The following is a 25,881-nucleotide window of genomic DNA, read 5'->3' on the forward strand; positions in this document are numbered from 1 at the left end:
CCTCTCCTATTCTGCTATGAAAGTGGATAACGTGTTGTAATACAAAATTCTCCCTGATACGTTCCAGCAGGTGTTGCAGGTAACACAACTTGTATACTATCAAAGCGACGATACGTAAAAGCAATACTCGTTCCTGGGTTTAATGTTTGTGTATCAATTGTACCCCCAGCAGAATCAAGTACCTCTACAGTAATTGGGCCTGGTCCAACATCATATTTAACAAAACCAGTACCAATTACGTTTTGGTTAATATTATTTGTATAGAGAACATTATCAATTGCTGTTGCAACTACAGTAGCAGACCACGGACTACACACTTTATCTTGCACATAATTTTTATCTGGACAACAAGTTAATGCTGACCCTGAGCACTCACAAGACATAGTTGTTTCCCCTCTCTCTTTTATATTCCCTATATGTGTATGTCCCCCAGAGTCTTTTGCCTGTACTATTCATCTATTTTCAAAAAATATTCATGTGACTAGATAGATTCTGTTTTGTTTCTTTTTTTCATATATTTATAGACAAAGATACTAGCAACGATAAGAATAACGCCTCCTAATATCGGTAACATATATTGCCCAACAACATCCGCTGCTTTTTCCCAATGTGGACCTAATTTCATTCCAAAATAAACATACAAAGTCGTTAACGGGAACATTGCTACAAATGTATATATGCTAAATTTCCATATGTTCATTTTTGCCATACCACATGGAACAGAAATAAGCGTTCGAACTCCTGGCACAAAGCGTCCAACAAATGCTACAACCGGTCCATATTTCTCAAAGAAATCATCTGCTTTTTGAATTTGTTCTTCTTTAATGAAGAAGTATTTCCCGTATTTTATTAATAGAGGACGACCACCGTAATAACCGAGTGCATATAACGTTAAAGGTCCTGTCGTTCCGCCGAGGGTTCCGGCTAATACAGCAAGCCAAAAATTCATATCTCCCTCGTACACCCAATAACCAACCATGGGCAAAACTACTTCTGCTGGAATAAATTCAAACGTTAATGCTAACACAACTCCAAAATAAGAAAATTGCTTTAAAAACTCGATTATATCTAAAATAATTTGCTCCATATTTTCTACCCCAACTCCTATCCTACGTTTACGTTATGCTTTTCTTGTAATTGAACTGGCGCCATTTTTACAATTCGGTTCAAAATAAATAATACAATTCCAATATCATCTAAAATACCGATAAACGGTAAGAAGTCTGGAATTAAATCGAGCGGCATCGCAACATAACCAACTAAAAACGCAATAGATAAAATTTTCTTCTTTATTGAAACCTCTTTTGAAGTGAAAAAGTCAAATAGGAATGGAACAAATCGGCGAACATGAAATACAACTCTTAATCTACTAATAAGTTTTTTCATTTTTATATCTCCTCTCTTTGTATACAAAAAGGCCCCTACCAAACATGGTAAGGGTCCTAAAAAAGACAATAAGGGGCCTTTACCATTGCTGGTAAAGGTCTCACTAACAACGAAACGTTGCCAATAAAGCCGAGGGTTTCTCCCTGTAATGACGACTTTACTGTAATAAGTTACTCCCCTTTATATACACAATTTTATACAATCACATTAAAATATTTTGGAGAGCTTGTCAATATATTTTATATCCCACATCCTCCTGCTTAACATTCCGTAAAAACAAAAAACGTATAGGAAATTTCTTACTATCTCATAATATACATAATCATTTTTGAATGAAAGGAGAGGCTTCATTTGCATACCGTATGGAAAGGTGCCCTTTCACTTGGACTATTAAATATAGGAATCAAACTATACAGTGCCGTAGAAGAAAACGATATAAAATTTTTAAGTCTTCATAAAGAATGCTTAACACCTATTAAATATAAAAAATTTGCTCCTGATTGTACGGATGAAGAAATTGATGATAAAGATATTGTAAAAGCCTATGAATACGCACCTCATAAGTACATTATTATGGATGAAAAAGAACTAGCTGAGTTGCAAAAAGCTCACGAACCAAGATCTATTCGTATTATATCTTTTATCCAAAATAACGAAATTGATTCTGTTCTCTACGATCGTTCTTATTTTATAGGCCCTACCTCAGGACATGAAAAATCATATTTATTATTAAAAGAAGCACTTGAACGTACGAATAAACTTGGTCTTATCCATATTTCCATTAGAAAAAAACAACATTTAGCTATTATCCGTAACTTTGAAGATGGGCTTATATTACAAACTATTCACTACCCTAATGAAATTCGCGATATAACAAATACACCTAACTTACCAAGTAACGAAAATTATCCGATTCAAAAACAAGAACTCACGGCAGCAATCAATTTAATCCACCATCTTACAAATCCTTTTGAAAAAGAGATGTATACAGATGAGTATAAAGAAGCCCTTACCGAACTAATCGAAAACAAAATTGAACAACAGGAAAAAACCGAAACAATCTCTCCAACTCCAAACATCATCAATATTATGGAGACATTACAGGCAAGTATTGAACAAGCAAAAATAAAAAGAGAAAATAAAGCAGAAAAAGAGGCCAAATAAAATTGACCTCTTTTTTCTTTAAAGCGGATTACATTTTGGCATCTCAAGTCCAGACGATTGTGCTAATTTTAATAAGTAATAACATTCTTCTCTTGCCATATGATCCGCCATTCTAGCAGATAATGCACTTAATATTTCATTCGATAACTCCAGCTCTTCGACCTCATGGAGAAAATGCGAAAATAATTTTAACTCAAGTGAAACATCTTTTGTAAACTTCTTTAATGCAGGAAAATGATGAAGCTCTGTCCGTAAATACCCCGTCATTTCAACTGCCTTTAAGTAAAATTGTTCAAAGTGCTTCGTAAATTCTTCGCTTTTCTCTTTTAATCTTTTTTCAACAAGATCTAATCCACCAGAAATAGACCCTGCATGGCCAGCCGCATCCGTTAACCAAACGAGATGATAATGTAATTCATGAAAAACAGGCGGAACTTCTCCTTTATTTAAAAATTCTAACACTGTTATATACTCTTCTACTTCGTTTACCATATGATTGATGAAAGTTGGCGTAAAATGAATAGTGATTTTTCCCTCGAGTTGTTTCTGTATAATACTTAATTTAAACGTTCGTATTTCCTTTGCGGCTCGTTCTGCCTCTTTTGAAAACGCAATGAGATTCACATTACGAACTTTATTTAACAGATTCGTAAATGTTTCAACAAAATAAGTGGCCTTTTTTATATCCTCTTTTTCCTTCGGAGCTAATGCATCAAGTAAAAATTGCGAATGATCAGTAAGCACCTTTAGCCAAAATTGATGCTCAAACAATGCACTTTCTTCATAATTCCTCTCCACTAAATCCCCTCCGTTTATTCGTCCTTCTCTATCACTTGAATTTTATATCCATCTGGGTCTTGTACTACAATACTCTTCTCACTTTTGTTTTCTATATATGCAATTTTATAAAACACTAACCTCTTCTTTAAGTTCTCTATGTTAGAAATTGAAAACATTAGTACATCAACCGAATCCGTAACACTCTTCTCACGCCCACCCAAACTACGATTCATTACAAAACTAACTCTCATTGAATCAGCATCATACCAAACCCCTGTTATATCTAATTGGGGTCTTTCTAAACTAGGCTTGATTCCTAAAATCCCTTCATAAAAATACAAAGTTTCCTTTAAGTTTTTCACTTCCAATACAATGAATTGTTTCACATTCTCCACATTCATTCCCCCCGTACCTATTACTTTTTTATATGTGTCATAAAGGCCTATTATGTCTGAATACAATACGTAGTGATGAAGAATATAGGGAGGTTTATTAATGGATAAATATATGAAATCATATGTGCCATATCATAGTCCTCAAGATCCTTGTCCTCCTATTGGTAAAAAATATTACTCTACCCCTCCTAATTTATATTTAGGTTTTCAACCGCCAAATTTACCACAATTCTCACCGAAAGAAGCACTACAAAAAGGAACCTTATGGCCTATCTTTTATGATTATTACGAAAATCCTTATAAAAAAGGGCGGTGACTACTGACGTGAACCAGCCACTACCAGAAGAGTATTATCGACTTTTAGAGAATCTCCAAGAATTAGACTTTGTATTAGTTGAACTAACCCTTTACTTAGACACCCACCCAGACGATACAGCAGCTATTAACCAATTTAATGATTTTTCCTATAAACGAAGAGTATTAAAACAACAGATGGAAGAAAAATATGGACCGCTTCAACAGTATGGAAATAGCTATTCTAATGCCCCTTGGGAATGGAGCAAAGGTCCTTGGCCATGGCAAATATAAAGGAGAGAAACTATGTGGATTTATGAAAAAAAATTACAATACCCTGTTAAAGTAGGAACTTGTAATCCAGCACTTGCAAAATTATTAATTGAGCAATACGGTGGTGCAGATGGAGAATTAGCTGCTGCACTACGTTACTTAAATCAGCGTTATACAATCCCGGATAAAGTCATTGGCCTCCTTACCGATATTGGTACAGAAGAATTTGCGCATCTTGAAATGATTGCTACGATGGTTTATAAGCTGACAAAAGATGCGACTCCTGAACAGATGAAGGCAGCTGGTCTCGACCCTCATTACGTCGATCATGACAGCGCACTTCATTACCATAACGCAGCTGGTGTTCCATTTACTGCAACCTATATACAAGCTAAAGGTGATCCAATTGCCGACCTATACGAAGATATTGCGGCTGAAGAAAAAGCGCGTGCCACATATCAATGGCTTATCAACCAATCTGACGATCCCGACATAAATGACAGTTTACGCTTTTTACGCGAACGAGAAATTGTCCATTCACAACGTTTCCGAGAAGCGGTTGAAATTTTAAAAGAAGAACGCGATAGAAAAATATATTTTTAATACACGTATCCTAGCGATATGTGTTTTTTTTACGTTAAAAGTTAAATCCTTCCTATTAAACATACAAATAGTATATTTATTCGATTTAATGCATTATTTTTTAATTTTTTCAAAATTCCCTATTGCTTTCTAGTCATCAGACCTTTAAAATAATAACAGTTACTCGACAAATTATTTGAATTTTCGACAAAAATACTCATTAGGAGGATTTTCTTTATATGCGTACAACTTTGAAACCAGCGCAAATACTTTCGATTAGTTTATTACTCTTCGCAGTTTTCTTCGGTGCTGGTAATATGATTTTCCCGCCCCTTCTTGGCCTTTCTTCCGGAGAAAATATGTGGGTTTCCATTACAGGGTTTATTATTACAGACGTCGGTTTATCTTTACTTGCTATCGTTGCTGTTGCCCTTGCTGGTGGTAGTTTTAACACTTTAGCGAGCCGTGTTCATCCAAAATTCGCAGCAGTATTCGCTATCATTATTTATCTTTCAATCGGCCCACTATTTGTTATTCCACGAACTGGATCTGTATCTTATGAAATTGGGATTGCACCACTTTTCCCAGATCAATGGTATTCTATGTTAGTTTTTAGTGCGATTTTCTTTACAGTCGTTTACTTCTTATCATTAAATCCATCCAAGCTAGTAGATCATATTGGTAAAATATTAACGCCAATTTTACTTGTAATTATTGCAATTATGGCAACAAAAGCGATTCTTTCACCAGGAACGTTTGCAGAGCCTATCGGTGACTATAAAGACATCCCGTTTTTCAAAGGATTTCTTGAAGGATTTTTAACGTTAGATGCAATTGGCGCTCTCGTACTATCAACAATTGTTGTAAATGCAATTCGTCAAAACGGTATACAAGAGAAGAAATATATCGCGAAATATACAATCATTTGCGGAAGTATCGCTGCTCTATTCTTAACAATTGTTTACTTCTTACTCGGTTATATCGGAGCTTCAAACGGAAACTTGGGACAATTCGAGAACGGTGGTCAACTATTAGCAACTGTTATGTACCAATTCTTTGGGACAAGCGGTAATGTTTTATTAAGTATCGCCATTATCTTCGCTTGTTTAACAACAGCAATTGGTGTTGTAAGTGCATTCGCCAACTATTTCGCAACAGTATTAACAAATGTTTCTTACAAAAAGCTCGTACTATACGTTTGTATCTTTAGTTTCGTTATTTCAAACTTAGGATTAAGCTTATTAATTAAAATCACACTACCTGTATTAATTATTTTGTACCCAATTACAATCATTTTAATTTTCGTATCATTTATCGATAAATATACGAAACGTAAACCTTCTGTCTACATCGGAGCAATGATCGCAGCATTCATTATTAGCTGTATTCATGCACTCGATAATGTGGGAATGATACCAAGTTTTATCGCTAATATCGTACACACGATTCCTTTTTATAACTTAGGAATCGGCTGGATCGTTCCAGCAATAATTGGTGGTATAATCGGATACTTTATTCCGCAAACAGAAGCTGAAGGTGAAGTTTCTGCAAAGTAAAAAGAAGCAAGCATGAAATCCATGCTTGCTTCTTTTTCTCTTCACATCGTATGTTTAAACGTAAACAACTCTTCCTTTGACTGTACAGCAGATTGTTCCTCTTCTACAACTTCCTTCTTTATCTCTCCCCCTAATCGAACTTTCAACATCGCCTCTTCTAGACTTTTTACAATCATATTTCCTGAAAAAATGGTAAGCCCGAAAAATGTAATTGGGACGAGAGGAATCCATGGATGCACTGTTAAAGATCTAAAATAGACTCCAATTAGCCCTGACCATTCATGTGTGTAAGATTCTATTTCTTCTATCGGTCCTAAAAACTTAACCGTTCCGCCAAAGAATATTTCTAGTAACCCTAAGTGCAGTAAAATAGTAAGAGTCTGCGTAAACTGCTGAAAAAATACAAGTATAAACGTCATATAAAGGTGTGGGAAAAGATGCTTTATAACAATATGTCTTCTCGATCCACCTAATATACGTGCGGCATCAACAAATTCCTCCGTTCGCAATTTACGAACTTCCTTCGCAACATACAGTGCAATAACTGGCATTACAAGCATTACAAGTAAGACAACTTGAAACGAAGCCCTTTCAAAAAAGGTTGTTGTTTCCTCCCCGCTTCCAAATGCATTTACAGATTGAAGAAAAAAATACGCAATCATAACTGTCGGAATAACTGTAAAACTATCAAAGAAAGCCTCAATTTTTGAAAATCCTCTTTTTATATACGTTCCGAGTACGACACCGAAAAACACACCTATTACCATTCTAAGTGCCGCAATTAAAATAGATATACCAATCGTCCACTTCGCGCCTTCAATAACTAAATGTAAAAGGTCGTATCCTTTCCGATCTGTCCCGAGTAAAAATTGGAATGAAGGTGAAAACGGTGGCACTTGTGGATTTTCATCCGCATCATATTGCAATGTAACTTGTCTAATATGTCCATCATTCCATAACGTATTTCCGATGCTCAAAAGAACTAATAGGAGAAGAAACCCAATGCTTATCCAAAATCTTTTATCACGTTTTATATACGTCCACATATTATAATCTCTCCTTCATCGCAGCCGGAATGAGATAATGAAACAATTTAAATAAAATAAAAATCGGAATATATATAAGAAGCACACTAACGATGAAAACCTCAACTCTAATACCAAAATAAGATTTCAAAAACATAAAAATACCACCCGTATTAAAAATCCATTCTATAATATATAAATTAGATAACATAAAAAAGATATTCGTTTTCGCAAAGAATAATGTACTAAGCAACACATTTCGTAAAATATGACGATTTAAAATATGAAAGCGCCCCAGCCCTTTCGCCTTAGCAAATAGTACATAATCTTTTTCTAGTTCATTTTCAAAACGAAGCACGACCATTTTTACAAACATAATCGTAGTCGGGATGCTCAAACAAAGTATCGGCAATCCTCTAATTGACTCGCCTCCAATTGAAGCAATTTGAAAAGGTAAAAAACCTGTTTGTTTAAAAAACCATATAACTAAAATTTGTGATACTAAAATAAGAAGGATATCTGGAATAGATTCTAGGAAGATAAGAAATGATTTAATTCGATGTTGTATACGCGGTGAACTACTCATAATTACATAAACAATACAAAATGCTACAAATAATGAAATAAAAAAAGCAGCTAAAAAAATAATAATCGTTTCTTTATAATGGACGAACAGCTGCGGAAATAAAAATTTACCTTTCACATATTGCAAATTGGAAATATCCATTAAGTTCACAAACACTTCTTTTAAACTCTGTATGTACTTTGATACATCCAGCTTAAATCCATAAAACAATTTCGGCAGAGCCCCTAACATAATAATCCCCAAAATCGAAATAATAAATTGAATTGTCACTTCCATCCCATTCAGAAAAACTTTTTTGACCACGTTTTCCCTTCTCTCTCTTTATATTTTACTCTCTAATTTTATTCTTAATTTTCTGAATTGTAAATATTCAAACATAAAAAATCACTAGGTTATGATCCTAGTGATTCTTTATGCGCATGCCTTTCTCTTTTTGCAAACGGCATATACAAAATAAAACACCCAATAAGCGCTGCGAGTTCTAATGAAATAATATAGTAAGGATGCGGTCCTAACATATCGAGTAATGAAGCTGTTTCTGGCTTATGAGCTAAAAACATATAATTACCGCCTGTTTTATAATTCACAAACGAAACAAGCGGAATCAATATGTTTAAAAATATCATCGTACGCTTAATAGATTGCAAGGTCGGTCTATAGCCTTCCACCCAAGTCATAAAGAGTGGTGCCCAAATGAGCAATATATGCGCGATAAAATATTCAATGAAACGAAAATGCGGAAAAGCATACTGCAAGTTTGGCGTTAAAATAGCTTGTGATGCACCAATAATTCCCGTGAAAAATACAATCTCATATATGCGGTAACTTTTCGTTACGATCATAATCGACGCTAATAATAAACTAATCGTACATAATTCAAACGGTAATGAAGTAGCTAGCTCAAAAATCCCCGCTTTCCACTCCCACATATGAAGCCCAATTTCACTACCTATAAATAAAAATGCAATTGCATATCGAACCGTTATATTCCACTCACTTTGACGTAATACATCTTGGTATTGATACAGAAAAAATATCCCCACCAACATAATAAATAATATAAGGGCATGTTGCCTTGAGTATGGAATAAATGGTTTTAATGGGTGTGCGCTAAAATAAGCTTCCATCTTCCTTCCTCCTTTCCTCCATACAATATTATTGTAAGAAAGAAACGACGAGTCAATTCATTTGCTTACACTAGGACAACCTCTACCTTACATTTACATATTCATACCTTACAAAACTGTAAGGTTATTGTAAGCTAAAACGATTTGTCAGATTCTTTACCTCTTCTATACTTAATGTAGATACTAAAACGAACGAAAAGGTGATAAATAGATGAAGAAGAAAAATAAAGTGTTAATTACTAGTGTAGTAGCAATCGGAATTGCAGCTGGATCATACTTTGCATTTGCTGGTGGCGGTTCAGATGTAGCAATGGCATATAGCGGATATAAAGTAACCGAAAAACAAATCCAAAACGCGCAAAAATTTGGTGGCGAAGTTATTCCAAATGGAATTGAAACTATTTCATTCGATCCAACAAAAGGAACATATGAATTAGCTGTGAAAAAAGGCGATGAAGTGAAAAAAGGTCAGCTTCTATTTAAATACAATGATCCGACTGCGAAACAAGGTGTAACAGAAGCAGAAATGCAAAAGAAAATCGCACAAAAAGAAGTAACGTTGCTCCAAAAACAAATTGATGTAGCGAAACAAAAATTACAAAAAGATAAAAATGCAGGCCTTCCTGCTGAAGCATTAAAAGCATCAGAAGCCGAAGTTGGGCAATTAGAATCACAAATTGAAATGAAAAAGTTTGAAGTTGAAAAAGCTGATGAAATGATTAAAGCAGCAAAAGAGAAAGTAAACAATCTTTCTGTAACAAGTCCTGCTGATGGCGTAATTGATGATATCGTAAAAACTGCTGACGAAAAAACAGGTATGAGCGGAATTACTCTTCGTCACGCTGGTCAATTTAAAGTAAAAGGTCAAATTTCTGAATATGAGCTTGCTAGTATGAAAGTTGGGCAAGAAGTAACTGTTTCATCAAAAACTGTCGCTGGTAAGACTTGGACAGGAAAAGTAACAGAAATCGGTTCTACACCATTAAAGAGCATGGATGAAAATAAAACTGTTTCTAACTATCAATTCACTGTCACATTAGATAATAGTGACGAATTACAAAACGGCTTCCACGTTTACGTAACAAGTAAATCTGGCGAAGCAACTGGTACAATTGTTCCGAAAAGCAGTATCGTGAAAAAAGGTGACAAAAATGTTGTCTTCGTTGTAAAAGACGGTAAGGCGAAAGAACAAGCAGTTACTGTTGAATTCGAGACTGATAGCGAAGCAAAAGTTTCTGGAGTGAAAAAAGGAGAGGAAATTATCTCTAAACCTGAAAAAGACTTAAAAGATGGTATGGAGGTTGTCGCCCAGTGATTAACTTAAAAGGCATCACGAAATCCTTCCAAAATGGTGCAGAGTCCGTTCAAATATTACACGGAATTGACGTAACACTGAACCAAGGAGAATTCACTTCAATTATGGGACCTTCTGGTTCTGGTAAATCAACACTAATGAACATTATCGGTTGCTTAGATAAACCGACGACAGGTACGTACGAACTAGCCGGTCAAAATATTTCAAACATGACTGAAACAGAACTTGCACACGTACGTAATAAAGAGATCGGATTCGTATTCCAAAACTTCATGTTATTACCGAGACTTACAGCGCTTCAAAATGTAGAACTACCTCTTATTTACGCTGGAGTCGATAAAAAAGAAAGACGCGAGCGCTCATTAGCCGCTTTAACAAAAGTCGGTTTAGCTGATCGCGCTACTCACTTACCGAACGAATTATCCGGTGGTCAAAAGCAACGTGTCGCCGTTGCCCGCGCAATCGTAAATAACCCGAAATTCATTTTAGCCGATGAACCGACGGGAGCACTTGATACGAAAACAAGTACACAAATTATGGACCTCTTTTACGAATTAAATAAACAAGGCTCAACAATCATTATGATTACCCATGACCGTGAAATCGGGGAAGCTGCAGCACGTCAAATTGTAATTCGTGACGGAAATATCGTCCAAGATTGGAGAGGTTAATTTTGAATACGAGTGAAAATATACGCATGGCCCTTTCCTCTATCTTTGCTCATAAAATGCGTTCTATCTTAACGATGTTAGGTATTATTATCGGTATTAGTGCCATTATTACTATCATTTCAATGGGTGATGGTACAAACGCAAAGTTTAAAAAAGAATTAGGCCAAGGAAAAGATAACGAAGTAACGATTTACTACAACAATCCTGATTACGGAACAGATAGTGCCAAAATCACACCTGATATGCTAAACCGTCTGCAAACTGTACCAGGCGTTAAAGATGTGTATCCAGACGTAAGTATGAAAGTAAAAGCATCTGCTGGTTCAAAAGATGTAAATCTTGATTTAAAAGGTGGAACAGGCGCCTTTATGACAGATTCGAAAATAAAATTAGTTCACGGTCGTGAATTAAATGACAGTGAACTAAATCAAGCAATCCCTGCTGTTATATTAAATGAAGAAGCTTTCAACAAATTATTTAGTAGTGGTTGGGAATCAAATCAATACACAGATATAAAAGGAAAGCCGTATAAAATAGTTGGTGTATACGAAACGAAAAATGACTTTGGAATGCCTATGCCTGAAGGTTATACATCACTCGAAAATGCGCCCGTCATTTCAGGAGTAAATGAGTATGACTCTGTAAGATTAACAATGACCTCTCCGACAGAACGTAAAAGTGTAGAAAAACAAGCTGTTTCTGTCTTAAACGAAATGAAAGCTCCTAAATTTGAGCACAAATTCGAAGCACAAGATTTAGGTGAATTTACGAAACAACTAGACGAATCAATCGGTATGATGAAAATGGTATTCGGTGGTATTGCAGCTATCTCCTTACTTGTTGGTGGTATCGGTGTAATGAACATCATGCTCGTATCTGTAACAGAACGTACACGTGAGATTGGTATTCGTAAAGCACTTGGTGCAACACGTGGTAAAGTATTAACACAATTCTTAATCGAATCTTGTATATTAACAGGACTTGGTGGTTTCATCGGATTCATGCTCGGTATTTTCTTCGCTTGGATCGTCTCAATCTTTGCTGGATGGCCACTCGTTGTCTCAAAAGAACTTGGACTTCTTGCAGTAGGTATCTCAATGTTAATCGGTATTATATTCGGTTTACTGCCAGCTAACAAAGCTGCCAAACTGGATCCAATTGAATGTTTACGATATGAATAAACAAAAACGTAGGAGTTTACACTCCCGCGTTTTTTATTTATCTACTAAATTGAGTTTCTTCTATTATATATGTTTCACGTTACAACTACCATTCTAATACTCTTCATTATTTATAGGTACTAAGGCTATTATCTAATTCTATTATTGCAAAAATACTATGTAATAGACGAAAATCAAGGCGTAATTTTTTCCATACTTCGACTGATTTTGTAACAATTATATCGATATTTTATTAAATTTCACCTCATTTATATATTTTCACGCCTAAAAAGATTATCGTTTCATAACTAAATTTCCATTCAAACAGTAAAATAAGCTGTTTTTGTAACGCTATAGATATCATCAAGAAATATTACCGTAACATTATTAACGTTACAGTAATTGAAATACTACTCATTTTGTGTTTCATATGCCCTAATACGCCAAAAAACAACAAGGAAGCGCTATCAGGATATTTATGGAATTGTTACAGAATATTAATGCCCCGTTACGAAAGCTTTGTAATTTTATGTTTTTCGCAAATAAGAAAATAATGGTTGCTATAATGAGGTCAACGAAAACAAATGCAATGGAGGCTATTATGAAAAAATTTATGGGTATAGCAACAGCAGCGGTTTTTGGTCTTGGGATTTTCACAACATCTGCTAAAGCAGAAACAATCGTAACGACTGACGTACTAAACGTACGAGAAAACCCAACTACTGAATCAAAAGTTGTAGGAAAATTATTAGATGGATATAAAGTAAATGTTTTACATACAGAAAATGGTTGGTCAAAAGTTCAATTGAATAGCGGTAAAGAAGCTTTCATAAGCGCTGACTATACAAAAGACACTTACTACGTAACAGCAAACGTATTAAACGTACGTGCTGGGGCAAACACAGACTCAGAGATTCTTGGTAAGTTGAAAAAAGATGATGTAATTGAAACAACACACCAAGTACAAAATGATTGGATTCAATTTGAATATAACGGAAAAACAGCTTATGTTCATGTTCCTTACTTAACAGGTAAAGCACCAGTTAAAGTTCAACCAGTAGCTAAAGTTGAAAAAACGACTACAGTTCAAGATACAGCTAAAGTTCGTGAAGCTGCTAAAGCTCAGGAAGTAGCTGAAACTCAAGCAAAAGCTAAAGCAGTGGAAGCAACTAAAGCTCGCGAAGCAGCTGAAGCCCAAGCAGAAGTTAAAGCTCAAGAAGCGGCTAAAGCTCGTGAAGCAGCTAAGGCTCAAGAAGCAGCTAAAGCTCAGGCAGATGCTGAAGCTCAAGCAGAAGTTAAAGCTCAAGAGGCAGCTAAAGCTCGTGAAGCAGCTAAAGCTCAAGCAGATGCTGAAGCTCAAGCAGCGGCTAAGGCTCAAGAAGCAGCTAAAGCTCGTGAAGCAGCTAAAGCTCAAGAGGCAGCTGAAGCTCGTGAAGCAGCTAAGGCTCAAGAAGCAGCTGAAGCTCGTGAAGCGGCTAAGGCTCAAGCAGCGGCTAAAGCTCAAAAACCAGCTACACAACAACCTGTTGCAAAAGAAACTGAAACAAGTGCACCATCATCTTCTCGTGAGTTACGTGTTGTAGCAACAGCTTACACAGCAGATCCACTTGAAAATGGTTATAAAGCAGGCGACCAAGTAAAATCAGCTTTAGGCCACAACTTAACAGCTAATCCAAACATGAAACTAATTGCAGTTGATCCAAGTGTCATTCCATTAGGTTCAAAAGTATGGGTTGAAGGTTACGGAGTAGCAATTGCTGGTGATACTGGTGGAGCTATTAAAGGAAATAAAATTGATGTTTTAATGCCAGATAAAGGTTCATCAAGTAGCTGGGGACGTAAAACAGTTACAGTTAAAGTATTAAACTAGTTAGTAAAAAAAGAGCCAGTCTCATCGTTGAGACTGGCTCTTTTTTTACTCTATTAAACTACTGAAAAATAACATAGTAAATGAAATTATATCAACGATTTTTCAAATATATCTATCGTAACCTACAATATATCAACGATTTTTCGAATATATCTATCGTAACTTATAATATATCAACGATTCGACAAGAGATATCGATTTACCGACAAATTTTGACGTTAAAAGTACTTTAATATTAAAAAGGCGGTCCAAAATTTGGAACGCCCCCTATCTTCCCTATTCCACACAAGTAAACTGCGTCCAAGCTCCTACATAATCTAGTAAGAATAACTCCTCTTCCGCAATTGTACCGACGATATTTTTCCGTTCATCTATCGGCATTTCTTTCAGAATGATTTGCAGTTCACCTTTATACTTACCAAATGAATTGTTTCCAATTACAACTTGCCCTCTTTCCTGCAGCACACTTTCACGCACTGGGAAGTCATAATCTTTGTACTTTTTACGTACTTCTGTAGAACGTACCATATACTCTGTTATGTCGCCGCGCCTTACGTGTAATTCTTGCAGCGTAGCTCTCTTCTCTACTTCAGTCGCTTCGTCTACAAAGTGCACTTTTAGCTGTAACATGTAGCGATTTAAGTTTCCTAGTTTCTCTAACTCTTCCTCACTCGCATAAGCATTTCCGATAATGACATCATCAATTAACCCTGTTGCCCATAAATGCTTCGCTTGTACTTCAATTGGTAAATTACGATGCTCTTCTAATGTACATAATCCATCGTTAATATCCCATGGACCGATGTTTGCGACATGTGATGTAATAAAGGCTGCACTGCGAATACCATGCTTTTTAAAGCGTTCACTACAGCGAATGAAATAATCGTATGGAAGACCAGTGAATTTTTGCGGATAAAAATTATGGCAACCAATTAAAGCTGATTTATTCGCTTGATGCGAAAGAATATTTTCTAAGTACGCAATATCGTTACTTACATTTAACTCAATTTTTAAACCGTACGGATTATTCGTCATTTTCGCTTCCGTTAATCCGTCAAAACCTACATCTAAACGAATACCGTCTGCGCCTAATTCTGCGAAAAATGATAGATCGCTATAACTAATACCAAGCTGATCAAACATAGCTGGAGCTACATCTAAAATAACTTCCATATTGTTATCTTTTGCGTGATTGATAATCTCTTTAAATTCAGCTACAATTTCTTCTTTCGGACGATTCACAGATAACAAACAAGTAAATATTCTTGAGAAACCGTGTCGTGCCGCTGCGGAAATATAAGCCATATCTTTTTCTTTCGTTGAATGTTCTGGATAAAGTGAAATTCCTAATTTACGCTCCATGCTTTTGCATCTCCTTCACACGTTGTATTAATGCCATGCTCGTAAATCTATATTTTGCAGATAAACACGTTGCACATAAAATTGTCGGTACAATAATTACGTACGGTGATTGCAATCCTAACATTACATATGCACCCATTGAACAACCGATAAATAAAACTGATACTAGTAGTAACACTAATAAAGATTTACTTTGTACCCATTTCGAATAATGGGCAATACACTGTCCGACCACGAATGTAATTAAGATGATAATTGCTCCGAGCATTCTGTTTTCTCCTCTCCTGCTAATTGTTGTTTCTCATACATTTTGAAGAATGGATAGTAAATAACGAATGAGATGACAAAGTTAACAAGTACAAGTACACCAGCCATAATTGTCCAGTCCGTACTAATTACCGCTGCAATTGGTGCTAACATGGTAAATGGCAGTTTCGCCATCATAAGTGGAATCATACCTGAAACAACTGCAAAATATGATACTGTCGTTGTCACTAACGGTGTAATAACGAACGGAATAATTAGAATTGGGTTCATTACAATCGGTGCCCCAAAAATAATTGGTTCGTTAATATTGAATAAACCTGGTACGAATGATAATCTACCTAACTCTTTTAGGAACTTAGATTTAGAGAACATAAACATAATTACTAAAGCTAACGTTGAGCCTGATCCGCCAATCCATACGAACCATTGAATAAATTGCTCTGTAAATAAGTTTGGTAACTGATGTGCATTTCCTGTAGCCGTGAATACTTCCATATTTTCAAGAATTGCTGAATCCCACATCGGACGAATAATTGGTCCTAAAATCGCTGGTCCATGTATACCGAATGACCAGAAAAACACGATTAAGAATACTGTTAATAAACCACCGAATAAATTATTTCCTACTAATACTGATTTTAATGGTGCGATTAAATATGTGATCGTTGTATTCACATCAAATTTCAAACCGTAGCGAATGCCCCAGAATAAAAGAATAACTGCTAATGTTGGAATTAATGCTGCAAACGAATTTGAAACTGCTGGTGGTACACTATCTGGTAATTTAATCGAGATATTATGCTTAATCATAAAATGATAAATTTCTACTGCAATTAATGCTGTAACAATTGCGCCGAATAAAGACGTTGCACTTAATGTTCCTACTGAAATATATCTCCCTGCATCAATAACACCTGGTACAGCTTTCGTAATTTGAATTGGTTCAACTGATGCTAGTAAAAAGGCGAGTACAGATAATAACCCTGCACTTAACTGATTGAGCTGATAAAAGTTCGCGAGCGAAGCCCCTACACCAAACGCTGCGTATAACGCCATTAGTCCTACTGTAAATCGGAATGGAATATCTAAAATATGGCGAAACGGTGCGATCCATTCCATATATGCATCAATTGGTAAATTTAAAAAGATAACAAAAAATGATCCGACGATCGTTAACGGTAATGTAGAAATAACCCCGTTTCGAATTGCTAATAAATGTCGTTGTCCTGCAATCTTTTGCGTTGTTGGCATAATCTTTTGTTCCATAAAACTCATAAACCCATTCATCAATAGCCCTCCTCTTTCTCTCTACTATAAAAGAACGAAATAAACTTTATAACATTATAATGTTTATATTTAAAAAGATATAATTATGCTAAAGCTAATTGTTCTGCTTGCTTAAGCACCTTCAAACCATCACACATGCCATAATCTCGTTGGTCTATAATCGCAACTGGTATATTGTATGAATTTGCAAGAAACTCTACAGCTGGAAATAAATATTTCACCTGTGGGCCAATTAAAACGACATCGGCTTCCTTAATTTCAAGCTTCACTAGTTCTGAATCAACTGCCTTAATTTTATAATTCTTCCCCTGTTTCTTTGCCTCTTCTTGCATTTTTCTTACGACCATACTCGTTGACATACCTGCTGCACAACATAATAAAATGTACATCTTATACGGTCACTTTCTCTTCTACTCGTTTATGAAGAGCAATAAATTCTTCAGCCAGTTCTTTCACTGTAATTGCATTCATTAAATGATCTTGTGCGTGCACCAACAGTAAACTAATTTCTGCATGATTTCCTCTTGCCTCTTCTTGAATTAAATCCGTTTGAATACGATGCGCTGCTGAAATTTCCTCACTAGCAAGTTTCATCTTTTCACCGGCATTCCCGAAATCCCCTTGTCTTGCAAAAGCAATTGCTTCAAGCGCAGCACTTCTCGCATTGCCACCATGTAAAATTAACGCAAATGGAGTTTGCATATCAGCCATTTTAAATTCCCCCAAGCTATATGTTTTCTATATTTCCATCTTATTATGAAAACGCATACAATTAAACATAAAAAACTTCCGTTATGTAACGGAAGTTTTTATATACTTTTTCAAAATGATAATAAAATCTCTTGAAAATCTTCAATTACCTCGGTCTGAGTAAGTTTCTCTATCGTAGTTTGACTAGACATAATATCGTATAAAAAATCATAAAGCCTTTGCAAATCTTCATTATTATTGCGCTTTACACTAAATAAAATAATTACTTGTACTTTTTTATCTCCCCAATCAACAGCCTTTTCAAGTGTGCAAAACATCAAAAAAGTTTCCTCACTTAATAACTGCATCGGATGCGGGATTGCAACTGAATTCCCAACCGCTGTCGGAGACGTATTTTCTCTTTCCATAACAGAAGCATAAAAGTTTTCTGGTACATAGCGTTTCTCAGCAGCTTTCTCACATAAAAACTGAATAACATCCTCTTTCGTAGAAGCACTATAATTTAAAAAGATTAAATCTTCCTTAATATAAGGCTGCACACTAGTATTCACATGCGTAAACAACCGCTGACCAATCGATTTAATCTCTTTATCATCAAATATTGAATTCACTTTTATAACTGGAACAGGCAAGCCACTCGGTATATGAATCGTACTAATAATACAATCTATTTTTTCTTTATAAAGATCTTCTACTTTCAATTGATAATAGCCTGTAATACCTACAATCTCTAATTTATCTCGGAACTGTGATAAAATTTTATATTTTAATAGTTGGGCACTTCCTTGACCAGTCGCACAAACTAATAAGCATCTTTTCTTTTGATTTTGCTCCTGCAAACGGCTCATAGCTCCACCGAAGTGAATTGCAATATAACCAATTTCACTTTCAGGGATCGATTCACCCGTATATTCACCAATGATATCTCCAACGAGAACCGCAATTTCAAAAGCATACGGATAATTCTTTTTCACTTCTGCCAAAAGAGGATTTCTCGTATTTAACTTATACTTCAAACGATTTAATAACGTTTTTAAATGAATACCAAATCCAAATAATAATTCTTCATCATAATAAAAAATAAGATTCCGTTCTTCCGCTACTTTAAAAAGAATATGTTGCATAAATGCATATATATCTTTCCCTAATAGCTCTTCTATATTTTCATAGCGATTTCTCGTTGTAACAGCAGTACTTAATAAATGCATCGTCACATATAATACTTCTTCTTCTGGAAATGAAAATTTTAATGCTTTCTCTAAATCTCCTAAAATCTGCTTCGCAATTGTATATTCTTTCTTTATTATAAGTTCTGATTGCTCCGCATGCAGTCCTTTCATATAATGTTGACTTTGACAACGCTTTAATGCGATTGCAATATGAATGACTAAATTATCAATTTCTATATCAGATAAATATATTGTTCCGCCTTCAATATACTTTAATATAATTGAACGAATGAGTGATATATGCGGTAGCGATAAATATGTCTCCGTCTGCTCAAATTGCTCATGAAACGGAGTATGGTCATAACGCGGTAAACCATATTGTGATAAACAAGAACGAATATTAAATTCCTCTCCAACAATACGTATACCATAATACGGTCTCTTCTCAATTTGTAATTTATAGCGACCACATATATCTGTAACATCTTTCATAATTAAATTGACCGTTGATTTGCTCACATACATCTCTTCCGCTAATTCTGAAAGCTTCACATATCCCTCTGTCATTAAAATACGCTGCAGAATGTACGCTATTCTTTCTTCATAAGAAGTTGGGATCTTTTCCGTCTGTTTTTGAAATAGACTCACACAAAAGTCTTCAAATTTCTTCTTTTGTATAATTTCTAATTCGTACCCAGTCCCTCTTTGCGATTCGATTTTCGCTCCATTTTCTTCCAATATATCATTTAATAATTTTATATCCTTTTGAATCGTCTTCGTCGATACATGTAAACGGCCCGCTAAAAAAGCTCGATTTAACATCGATTTCTCTTCTAAAAATTCCTCTAAAATAGAAATTAATCGCTGATGCACCTTTGTCATAGCTCTTCCTCTCGCTCTTTATATATAAAGGGGGAAAAGCTGCTGAAATCAGTAGTTTTTCCCCTTTATATTCTCTCTATTTCTTTAATGTAAATCCGAATTTATCCCATGCTTGTAAATAGTCTAGTAAGAAAATCTCTTCTTCTACAATTCGACCAACTACATTTGTTTTTCCTGTATTCACCATATCTTTTAATGCAATTTGTAATTCGCCTTTATACTGACCATATTGTTCATTATCAATTAATAAATCCCCACGCTTAATTTCACGCGTATTATGAGGTTTAAACTCTTCTTTTTTATATTTCACACGACTTTGTGTAGAACGAATCATATATTCAGATACATCTCCGCGATAAAAATGTGGTTCGTTTAATACGATAATTCTTTCTAGTTCTGTCGTTGTATCATATATTTCTATATCAAATGTTTGTTTCTCTTTATTTAATGCACCTAGTGCTTGTAATTCTTCTTCTGACGCATATGCGTTTGCAATAATAACATCATCAATTAATTCCGTCGCGAATAAATGTTTCGCCTGTGTTGTCATCGGTAATTCACGATGCTGCTCTAATGTACATAACCCTTCTGTTACTGGCCAAGGTCCATATGTTGCATCAAATGATGAAATAAAAGCAGCCGTTCTCATACCGTAATCTTTAAATTGTTTCGAGCATTTAATGAAATGATCGTATGATAACCCTGAATAACGATGCGGATAAAAATTATGACAACCAATTAAATTTTCACGATTTGGTCTATGACTCATAATGTTATCTACATACTTCGTACCATTGCTCATATTAATCTCAATTTTCAAACCATACGGATTATAAGTCATAATTGATTCTTCTAATCCTGAAAAACCAACATCTAAACGAATACCGTACGCACCCAATTCATGGAAGAATGATAAATCATTATACGAAATACCTAATTGTTCAAAAACAGATGGACTAATATCCACTAATACTTGGAACCCTAATGCATTCGCATGTGAGATCGTTTCTTTAAATTCTTCAATAATTTTCTCTTTTTCTCCATCCACAGATAATAAACATGTGAACACACGTGTAAACCCATATTTACTTGCTAATGTTAAATACTCCTTATCTTTCTCTACTGTTGAATGTTCTGGATAAATAGAAATACCTAATCGTCTCATATGTACACGCCTCTTTCTTCATCATATTGTAAACCTTTTCAAATATATGTAGTGAAAAAGTATATATCCCCTTCTTGTTCACTACTCCTTTGAATCCGCTTTCTTTAAAGAAAAAACAATTTCTATCATTCTTAACACCTACAAGTCTATACATCTATACTTTACATCTTTTTTTCATAGTTGTGTAGCCTTTACACAAATTTGTCAGTTTTTCACCTTAAAAATTGTTATCCGTTTTCAAGACACCTTCCTTGACTGTTGCATTGGCCAATACATATACTCGAAAGAAAAGAGAAAATTTTATATAGGGGATGAATATATGGGAGAAGCAATACTCGTAAAACGAGAACCGTTATGGACAAAAGAGTTTGTTGCTTTAATTTTTGCAAACTTATGTATGTTTTTAGGGTTTCAAATGTTAATTCCAACCTTACCTGTTTATGTGAAAGAAATTGGTGGCACAAGTTCAAATATCGGATTTGTTGTCGGTATGTTTACCGTTGCGGCACTTTTTGTTAGACCGCTAACTGGGAACGCCTTGCAAAAATTCAATAAAAAAATCATTTTAATGATCGGTACTGCTATCTGTTTACTCGCTATGGGCAGTTACCTTTTCGCCTCAACTATTTTTCTCTTGCTTGCTGTTCGTATTTTGCACGGAGCTGGTTTCGGTATTACAACGACTACATATGGAACTGTCGTTTCTGATTTAATTCCCTCAGCTCGCCGCGGAGAAGGCATGGGATATTTTGGTCTTTCTGGAACACTTGCAATGGCCCTCGGTCCACTTATCGGACTATGGCTTATGCAAACATATAACTTCACAATTCTTTTTTTATGTGCATTATCGTGCACAATTGTTTCATTAATATTAACGAAACTACTTCAAATCCAAAAAACGAAACAGCCTCCACAACAATCATCTAGTACTTTTCTCGATGGATTTATTGAGCGTAAAGCTTTACTTCCTTCATTATTAATATTATGTATTACATTAATGTACGGAGGAATCGGAAGTTTTATCACACTATTTGCTACAGAAGTCGGCATAGCTGATATTAGTCTCTTCTTTTTATGTAACGCACTAGCAATCGCTGTGACTCGTCCATTCTCTGGAAAGCTATATGATGCGAAAGGCCATACATTCGTCATCATTCCGGGAGTTATTATAACGTTTACAGGTATTATTTTATTGTCGTATACGACGACAATTCCGAGCTTAATTATTGCTGCAGCATGTTACGGAAGTGGTTTTGGAGCGATCCAACCTGCACTACAAGCATGGATGATTGACCGCGTAGCACCGCATCGACGCGGCGTAGCAACGGCTACATTCTTCTCCGCATTTGACCTTGGAATCGGCGCTGGAGCGATTATATTTGGATTTATTGCTCATTTTACAAACTATGCAACTGTATATCGTTATTCCTCTCTATTACTTATTGCTTTTCTCTTCATTTACATTACAAGCATAAGAAAACAAAAGCATGGCGATAAAAACACGGAAAAAGCTGCTGGATAATTCAGTGGCTTTTTTTATCGTGTTAAAAGAATTGTTTCCCCTCAAGTTACTGTTATAAACTACATGCATTTCCCTACATATTTTCTTAACTTTCATCAAAAAATATACGATGAACTCGCAGATACTTTCCTCGATATTCGACTGAACAATATTATTCTAAAAAGTGTGATTTCTTTACAAAATTAAGATTTATACAAGATAAAAACCAATGAAATGCAGTTGTTTCTTTAAGGGATTGTAAACTTTTATTCCCTTTGTAAATTTAGTGTAAATTTTACTAGCAAACCGTTTACAGTGACTCAAGGTTCAGTTAATAATTACATCGTACATGAAATTTAAGGAGTGGAATGCGTGGAATATAATGTTCAAGATATGATCTTCCAGTTCATTGGTGGATTAGGTATTTTCTTATTCGGGATTAAATACATGGGCGATGGACTGCAACAAGCAGCTGGAGATCGTCTTCGCGATATTCTAGATCGTTTTACAACAAACCCACTTATGGGTGTACTAGCAGGTATGTTAGTTACTGTATTAATCCAATCCAGTTCAGGAACAACCGCTTTAACAGTCGGACTTGTAAGTGCCGGATTTATGACATTAAGACAAGCAATCGGTGTTATTATGGGTGCAAACATCGGTACGACAGTTACTGCATTTATTATCGGAATTAAAATCGGAGAATATGCTCTCCCAGTTATGGCAGTTGGAGCAATCTTACTATTCTTCTTTAAAAATAAAAAAGTACATTCTGTAGGTCAAGTTGTATTCGGTTTTGGTATGTTATTCTTCGGTTTAGAATTAATGAGCGCAGGTATGAAACCTCTTCGTTCTTTAGAATCATTCCAAGAATTAACAGTGAGCATGAGTGATAATCCAATTTTAGGAATTGTTGTCGGTACAGTCTTTACTTTAATTGTACAAAGTTCAAGTGCAACAATCGGTATTTTACAAGAACTATTCGGTCAAGGTGCAATCGATTTACAAGCAGCTCTTCCTGTATTATTCGGTGATAACATCGGTACAACAATTACAGCTGTATTAGCAGCAATCGGTACTTCAATTGCAGCAAGACGTGCAGCATTAGTTCACGTTATCTTTAATATTATCGGTACAATTATCTTTACAATTTTATTAATACCATTTACAAGTTTAATTCAATATTTCCAAACATCATTAAACTTGAATCCAGAAATGACTATTGCATTTGCACACGGAACATTTAACGTAACAAATACAATCATTCAATTCCCGTTCATTGCAGTGTTAGCATGGATCGTAACAAAAATTATTCGTGGTGAAGATGCAGCGATTGACTTCAAACCACAACATTTAAATCCAATCTTTATTGAACAATCTCCAGCCATCGCTTTAACTGAAGCTCAAAAAGAGATTATCCGTATGGCTGAGTTCTCATTACATGGATTAAAAGAAGCAAATCAATTTTTAAATACACAAGACAAAAAACACGCAAACATGGCTACTCAATTAGAAGGAGCTATTAACAATTTAGATAAAAAAATTACCGAGTATTTAGTTTTACTATCAGAAAAGCCACTTTCACCTACGGATTCTGAAAAACATTCTGTTTTAGCAGGTGTTGTTGGAGATATTGAACGTGTCGGTGATCATGTAGAAAACCTTGTAGAACTTGTAGATTTCCAAATTTCAAACCGTGTTTCACTATCAGATGAAGCATTAGCTGAATTAAACGAAATGCTTGAGTTAACAATTTCAACACTGCAAGACTCAGTTGAAGCTTTAACAAACTTCGATACTGAACTAGCTCAAACTGTTATTGCCAAAGAACGCAAAATCGACCAAATGGAACGTGTTCTTCGTAAACGTCACGTATTACGTCTAAACGAACGCAGCTGTTCAGGTGATGCAAGTATCATCTTCGTCGATATGGTAAGTAACTTAGAGCGCATTGGCGATCACGCTGTAAATATCGCTGACGGTGTTTTAGGTGAACAAGGAAAAATTAATCTAAAACAATCATTATAATAAGAAAGAGACGCTAACTTAAGCGTCTCTTTTTTCATTATATTTTAACAACTGTTCTTCCTTTTAACTTTCCTTGCAATATAAGTGCAAACTTCTTCTCTAATTCTTCTAATGTACATTCTTCTGTATAAGATAGTAACTCTTTATTTCCCCATTCTTTCGCTAAAAGCGTCCAAACATCTCTTCTCACATCTACTGGGCATTGCACGGAATCTATCCCTAAAAGGCTTATACCTCGTAAAATAAACGGATATACCGTTGTTTGTAGTTCCTGGCCTGCCACATTACCGCATGTCGTTACACAACCACCATACTTTACTGTTTTTAAAGCTGTTTCTAGCATATGTCCACCTACAGTATCGATAACTCCCGCGTATATCCCTTTTAACATCGGTCTTCCTGATTCATCATTCAATTCCGCGCGATGAATCACCTTTTTCGCTCCTAGACGTAGCAGCATATCTTCCTCTTCCATTTTCCCTGTCGCTCCTACTACGTTAAACCCTAGCTTACTTAATATACTAACAGCTACACTCCCTACGCCGCCTGTAGCACCCGTTACTAAAACATCTCCCATACTAGGCTTGACTCCTGCTCCAATAAGCTTATATACCGACAAAGCCGCAGTAAAACCTGCTGTCCCATACATCATACTTTCCTTTAATGACATTCCTTCCGGTAAAGGCACGACCCAAGATGATGGCACGCGAATATATTCTCCGAAACCACCAGAGGTATTCATACCTAAGTCATATCCCGTTACAATAACTTGATCTCCTGCTTTAATGGTAGCATCTTCACTACTCACAACCACTCCTGCAGCATCAATTCCTGGCGTATGAGGATATGTTCTCGTAACACCCTTATTACCAGTAGCTGAAAGAGCATCTTTATAATTTAATGAAGAATAATGAACTTGTATGAATACGTCTCCCTCAGGTAAACTACTTACTTCTCTCTCAATAAATTTTCTTACAAACTGATGATTTTCCTTTTCGTTCACAACGATTGCTCGGAATGATGTATGATTCATTATGCTCTCTCCTTTATCCGTCAAATTCTTCTTTATTATATAGAAGAAATAAGTAAGCTTACTCATTTCTTCTTGGCTATATTTCAACAAATCTTACTTCTCTATCACTTTCTCACAATACATATTTTCATTTCTACTAAAACAACTTATACTTATTCTACATCTAAAAATATAATATAGAAAATCTGACTTTTTATAAATATATTGAATTTTTACGAAATGTAAATGTTTTGTAATGTTTTTTTTCGCTAAATTTCATTATAATAAGTGGATATGAGTGTCGTATTTCAAT

Annotated in this window: 27 protein-coding genes; 11 read left to right on the forward strand and 16 right to left on the reverse strand. The window is 35.3% G+C overall.

What is annotated here, in order from left to right; genetic code table 11:
* Positions 1–14: 14 nt before the first annotated feature.
* The 3 genes from IQ781_RS11465 to IQ781_RS11475 all read right to left on the reverse strand — a co-directional run bounded on the left by IQ781_RS11465 (position 15) and on the right by IQ781_RS11475 (position 1,386).
* Positions 15–383: a DUF3992 domain-containing protein gene (locus tag IQ781_RS11465; RefSeq protein ID WP_001277537.1), complete on the reverse strand. Its 369-nt coding sequence runs from the start codon at positions 381–383 to the stop codon at positions 15–17.
* Between the two features lie 98 nt (positions 384–481).
* On the reverse strand, positions 482–1,087 hold the full coding sequence (locus IQ781_RS11470) for a DedA family protein (protein ID WP_000435017.1): 606 nt from the start codon (positions 1,085–1,087) through the stop codon (positions 482–484).
* A 17-nt stretch (positions 1,088–1,104) separates the two neighbouring features.
* Positions 1,105–1,386, reverse strand: a complete 282-nt coding sequence (locus IQ781_RS11475) for a YkvA family protein (RefSeq protein WP_000733844.1) — start codon at positions 1,384–1,386, stop codon at positions 1,105–1,107.
* 351 nt (positions 1,387–1,737) lie between these two features.
* Between IQ781_RS11475 and ku the strand changes: the two genes are divergently transcribed.
* Positions 1,738–2,550, forward strand: a complete 813-nt coding sequence (ku, locus tag IQ781_RS11480; RefSeq protein WP_000557734.1) for a non-homologous end joining protein Ku — start codon at positions 1,738–1,740, stop codon at positions 2,548–2,550.
* An 18-nt stretch (positions 2,551–2,568) separates the two neighbouring features.
* Here the strand turns inward: ku and IQ781_RS11485 are convergent, their stop codons facing one another.
* A complete protein-coding gene (locus tag IQ781_RS11485) occupies positions 2,569–3,348 on the reverse strand; it encodes a DUF2935 domain-containing protein (protein ID WP_000440988.1) in 780 nt (259 codons plus the stop codon).
* A gap of 14 nt (positions 3,349–3,362) precedes the next feature.
* On the reverse strand, positions 3,363–3,791 hold the full coding sequence (locus IQ781_RS11490) for a VOC family protein (RefSeq protein ID WP_168171565.1): 429 nt from the start codon (positions 3,789–3,791) through the stop codon (positions 3,363–3,365).
* A gap of 34 nt (positions 3,792–3,825) precedes the next feature.
* Here IQ781_RS11490 and IQ781_RS11495 point away from each other — a divergent pair, with 34 nt between their 5' ends.
* The 4 genes from IQ781_RS11495 (at position 3,826) to brnQ2 (ending at position 6,430) form a co-directional block, all read left to right on the forward strand.
* On the forward strand, positions 3,826–4,041 hold the full coding sequence (locus IQ781_RS11495; RefSeq protein ID WP_000362187.1) for a spore coat associated protein CotJA: 216 nt from the start codon (positions 3,826–3,828) through the stop codon (positions 4,039–4,041).
* A gap of 8 nt (positions 4,042–4,049) precedes the next feature.
* Positions 4,050–4,313, forward strand: a complete 264-nt coding sequence (cotJB, locus tag IQ781_RS11500) for a spore coat protein CotJB (protein WP_001075543.1) — start codon at positions 4,050–4,052, stop codon at positions 4,311–4,313.
* Between the two features lie 12 nt (positions 4,314–4,325).
* Positions 4,326–4,895: a spore coat protein CotJC gene (gene cotJC, locus IQ781_RS11505; protein WP_000265278.1), complete on the forward strand. Its 570-nt coding sequence runs from the start codon at positions 4,326–4,328 to the stop codon at positions 4,893–4,895.
* Positions 4,896–5,113: 218 nt separating this feature from the next.
* Entirely contained in the window at positions 5,114–6,430 is a 1,317-nt protein-coding gene (gene brnQ2, locus IQ781_RS11510) for a branched-chain amino acid transport system II carrier protein BrnQ2 (protein ID WP_001260937.1), read from the forward strand.
* Between the two features lie 41 nt (positions 6,431–6,471).
* Here brnQ2 and IQ781_RS11515 read toward each other — a convergent pair whose 3' ends face one another.
* The 3 genes from IQ781_RS11515 to IQ781_RS11525 all read right to left on the reverse strand — a co-directional run bounded on the left by IQ781_RS11515 (position 6,472) and on the right by IQ781_RS11525 (position 9,168).
* Positions 6,472–7,476 (reverse strand): ABC transporter permease, encoded by a 1,005-nt coding sequence (locus IQ781_RS11515; protein ID WP_000269967.1) that lies wholly within the window; start codon positions 7,474–7,476, stop codon positions 6,472–6,474.
* Between the two features lies 1 nt (position 7,477).
* On the reverse strand, positions 7,478–8,344 hold the full coding sequence (locus IQ781_RS11520; RefSeq protein ID WP_000239670.1) for an ABC transporter permease subunit: 867 nt from the start codon (positions 8,342–8,344) through the stop codon (positions 7,478–7,480).
* A gap of 89 nt (positions 8,345–8,433) precedes the next feature.
* Positions 8,434–9,168: a YwaF family protein gene (locus IQ781_RS11525; RefSeq protein ID WP_000388698.1), complete on the reverse strand. Its 735-nt coding sequence runs from the start codon at positions 9,166–9,168 to the stop codon at positions 8,434–8,436.
* A gap of 211 nt (positions 9,169–9,379) precedes the next feature.
* On the opposite strand from IQ781_RS11525, the gene IQ781_RS11530 reads away from it, so the two are divergent.
* The 4 genes from IQ781_RS11530 (at position 9,380) to entC (ending at position 14,184) form a co-directional block, all read left to right on the forward strand.
* On the forward strand, positions 9,380–10,483 hold the full coding sequence (locus IQ781_RS11530; RefSeq protein ID WP_000728807.1) for an efflux RND transporter periplasmic adaptor subunit: 1,104 nt from the start codon (positions 9,380–9,382) through the stop codon (positions 10,481–10,483).
* Positions 10,480–11,154 carry an ABC transporter ATP-binding protein gene (locus IQ781_RS11535; protein ID WP_000609104.1) on the forward strand — a complete coding sequence of 225 codons (675 nt, stop codon included), beginning with the start codon at positions 10,480–10,482 and terminating at the stop codon, positions 11,152–11,154. Before IQ781_RS11530 ends, IQ781_RS11535 begins: the two co-directional genes overlap by 4 nt.
* 26 nt (positions 11,155–11,180) lie before the next feature.
* Positions 11,181–12,335 carry an ABC transporter permease gene (locus IQ781_RS11540; RefSeq protein WP_001986269.1) on the forward strand — a complete coding sequence of 385 codons (1,155 nt, stop codon included), beginning with the start codon at positions 11,181–11,183 and terminating at the stop codon, positions 12,333–12,335.
* A gap of 457 nt (positions 12,336–12,792) precedes the next feature.
* A complete protein-coding gene (gene entC / locus IQ781_RS11545; RefSeq protein WP_050252161.1) occupies positions 12,793–14,184 on the forward strand; it encodes a cell wall-binding protein EntC in 1,392 nt (463 codons plus the stop codon).
* A gap of 276 nt (positions 14,185–14,460) precedes the next feature.
* Here the strand turns inward: entC and IQ781_RS11550 are convergent, their stop codons facing one another.
* The 7 genes from IQ781_RS11550 to IQ781_RS11580 all read right to left on the reverse strand — a co-directional run bounded on the left by IQ781_RS11550 (position 14,461) and on the right by IQ781_RS11580 (position 21,027).
* Positions 14,461–15,546: a DUF871 domain-containing protein gene (locus IQ781_RS11550; protein ID WP_139847164.1), complete on the reverse strand. Its 1,086-nt coding sequence runs from the start codon at positions 15,544–15,546 to the stop codon at positions 14,461–14,463.
* A complete protein-coding gene (locus IQ781_RS11555; protein ID WP_000900048.1) occupies positions 15,536–15,814 on the reverse strand; it encodes a hypothetical protein in 279 nt (92 codons plus the stop codon). The genes IQ781_RS11550 and IQ781_RS11555 overlap by 11 nt, the downstream gene beginning before the upstream one ends.
* Entirely contained in the window at positions 15,790–17,100 is a 1,311-nt protein-coding gene (locus IQ781_RS11560; RefSeq protein ID WP_001013053.1) for a PTS sugar transporter subunit IIC, read from the reverse strand. Before IQ781_RS11560 ends, IQ781_RS11555 begins: the two co-directional genes overlap by 25 nt.
* Before the next feature lie 83 nt (positions 17,101–17,183).
* Entirely contained in the window at positions 17,184–17,489 is a 306-nt protein-coding gene (locus IQ781_RS11565; RefSeq protein ID WP_000275641.1) for a PTS sugar transporter subunit IIB, read from the reverse strand.
* A gap of 1 nt (position 17,490) precedes the next feature.
* Entirely contained in the window at positions 17,491–17,811 is a 321-nt protein-coding gene (locus IQ781_RS11570; protein WP_000774631.1) for a PTS lactose/cellobiose transporter subunit IIA, read from the reverse strand.
* A 110-nt stretch (positions 17,812–17,921) separates the two neighbouring features.
* On the reverse strand, positions 17,922–19,862 hold the full coding sequence (locus tag IQ781_RS11575; protein WP_139847163.1) for a BglG family transcription antiterminator: 1,941 nt from the start codon (positions 19,860–19,862) through the stop codon (positions 17,922–17,924).
* Between the two features lie 76 nt (positions 19,863–19,938).
* The gene (locus IQ781_RS11580) at positions 19,939–21,027 is read right to left on the reverse strand and encodes a DUF871 domain-containing protein (protein WP_001253349.1); all 1,089 of its coding nucleotides are present in this window, start codon (positions 21,025–21,027) and stop codon (positions 19,939–19,941) included.
* A 319-nt stretch (positions 21,028–21,346) separates the two neighbouring features.
* Between IQ781_RS11580 and IQ781_RS11585 the strand changes: the two genes are divergently transcribed.
* Together IQ781_RS11585 and IQ781_RS11590 are read left to right on the forward strand one after the other, a co-directional pair.
* Positions 21,347–22,549, forward strand: coding sequence for an MFS transporter (locus tag IQ781_RS11585; protein ID WP_000503245.1), 1,203 nt, complete (start codon positions 21,347–21,349; stop codon positions 22,547–22,549).
* A gap of 351 nt (positions 22,550–22,900) precedes the next feature.
* Positions 22,901–24,556, forward strand: coding sequence for a Na/Pi cotransporter family protein (locus IQ781_RS11590; RefSeq protein ID WP_000456278.1), 1,656 nt, complete (start codon positions 22,901–22,903; stop codon positions 24,554–24,556).
* Between the two features lie 37 nt (positions 24,557–24,593).
* On the opposite strand, the gene IQ781_RS11595 is transcribed toward IQ781_RS11590, so the two are convergent.
* Positions 24,594–25,589, reverse strand: a complete 996-nt coding sequence (locus tag IQ781_RS11595; protein ID WP_139847162.1) for a YhdH/YhfP family quinone oxidoreductase — start codon at positions 25,587–25,589, stop codon at positions 24,594–24,596.
* Positions 25,590–25,881: the final 292 nt, after the last annotated feature.

The organism is Bacillus sp. N447-1, from assembly GCF_022701035.1.
In the GTDB taxonomy this organism is placed as follows: domain Bacteria; phylum Bacillota; class Bacilli; order Bacillales; family Bacillaceae_G; genus Bacillus_A; species Bacillus_A cereus.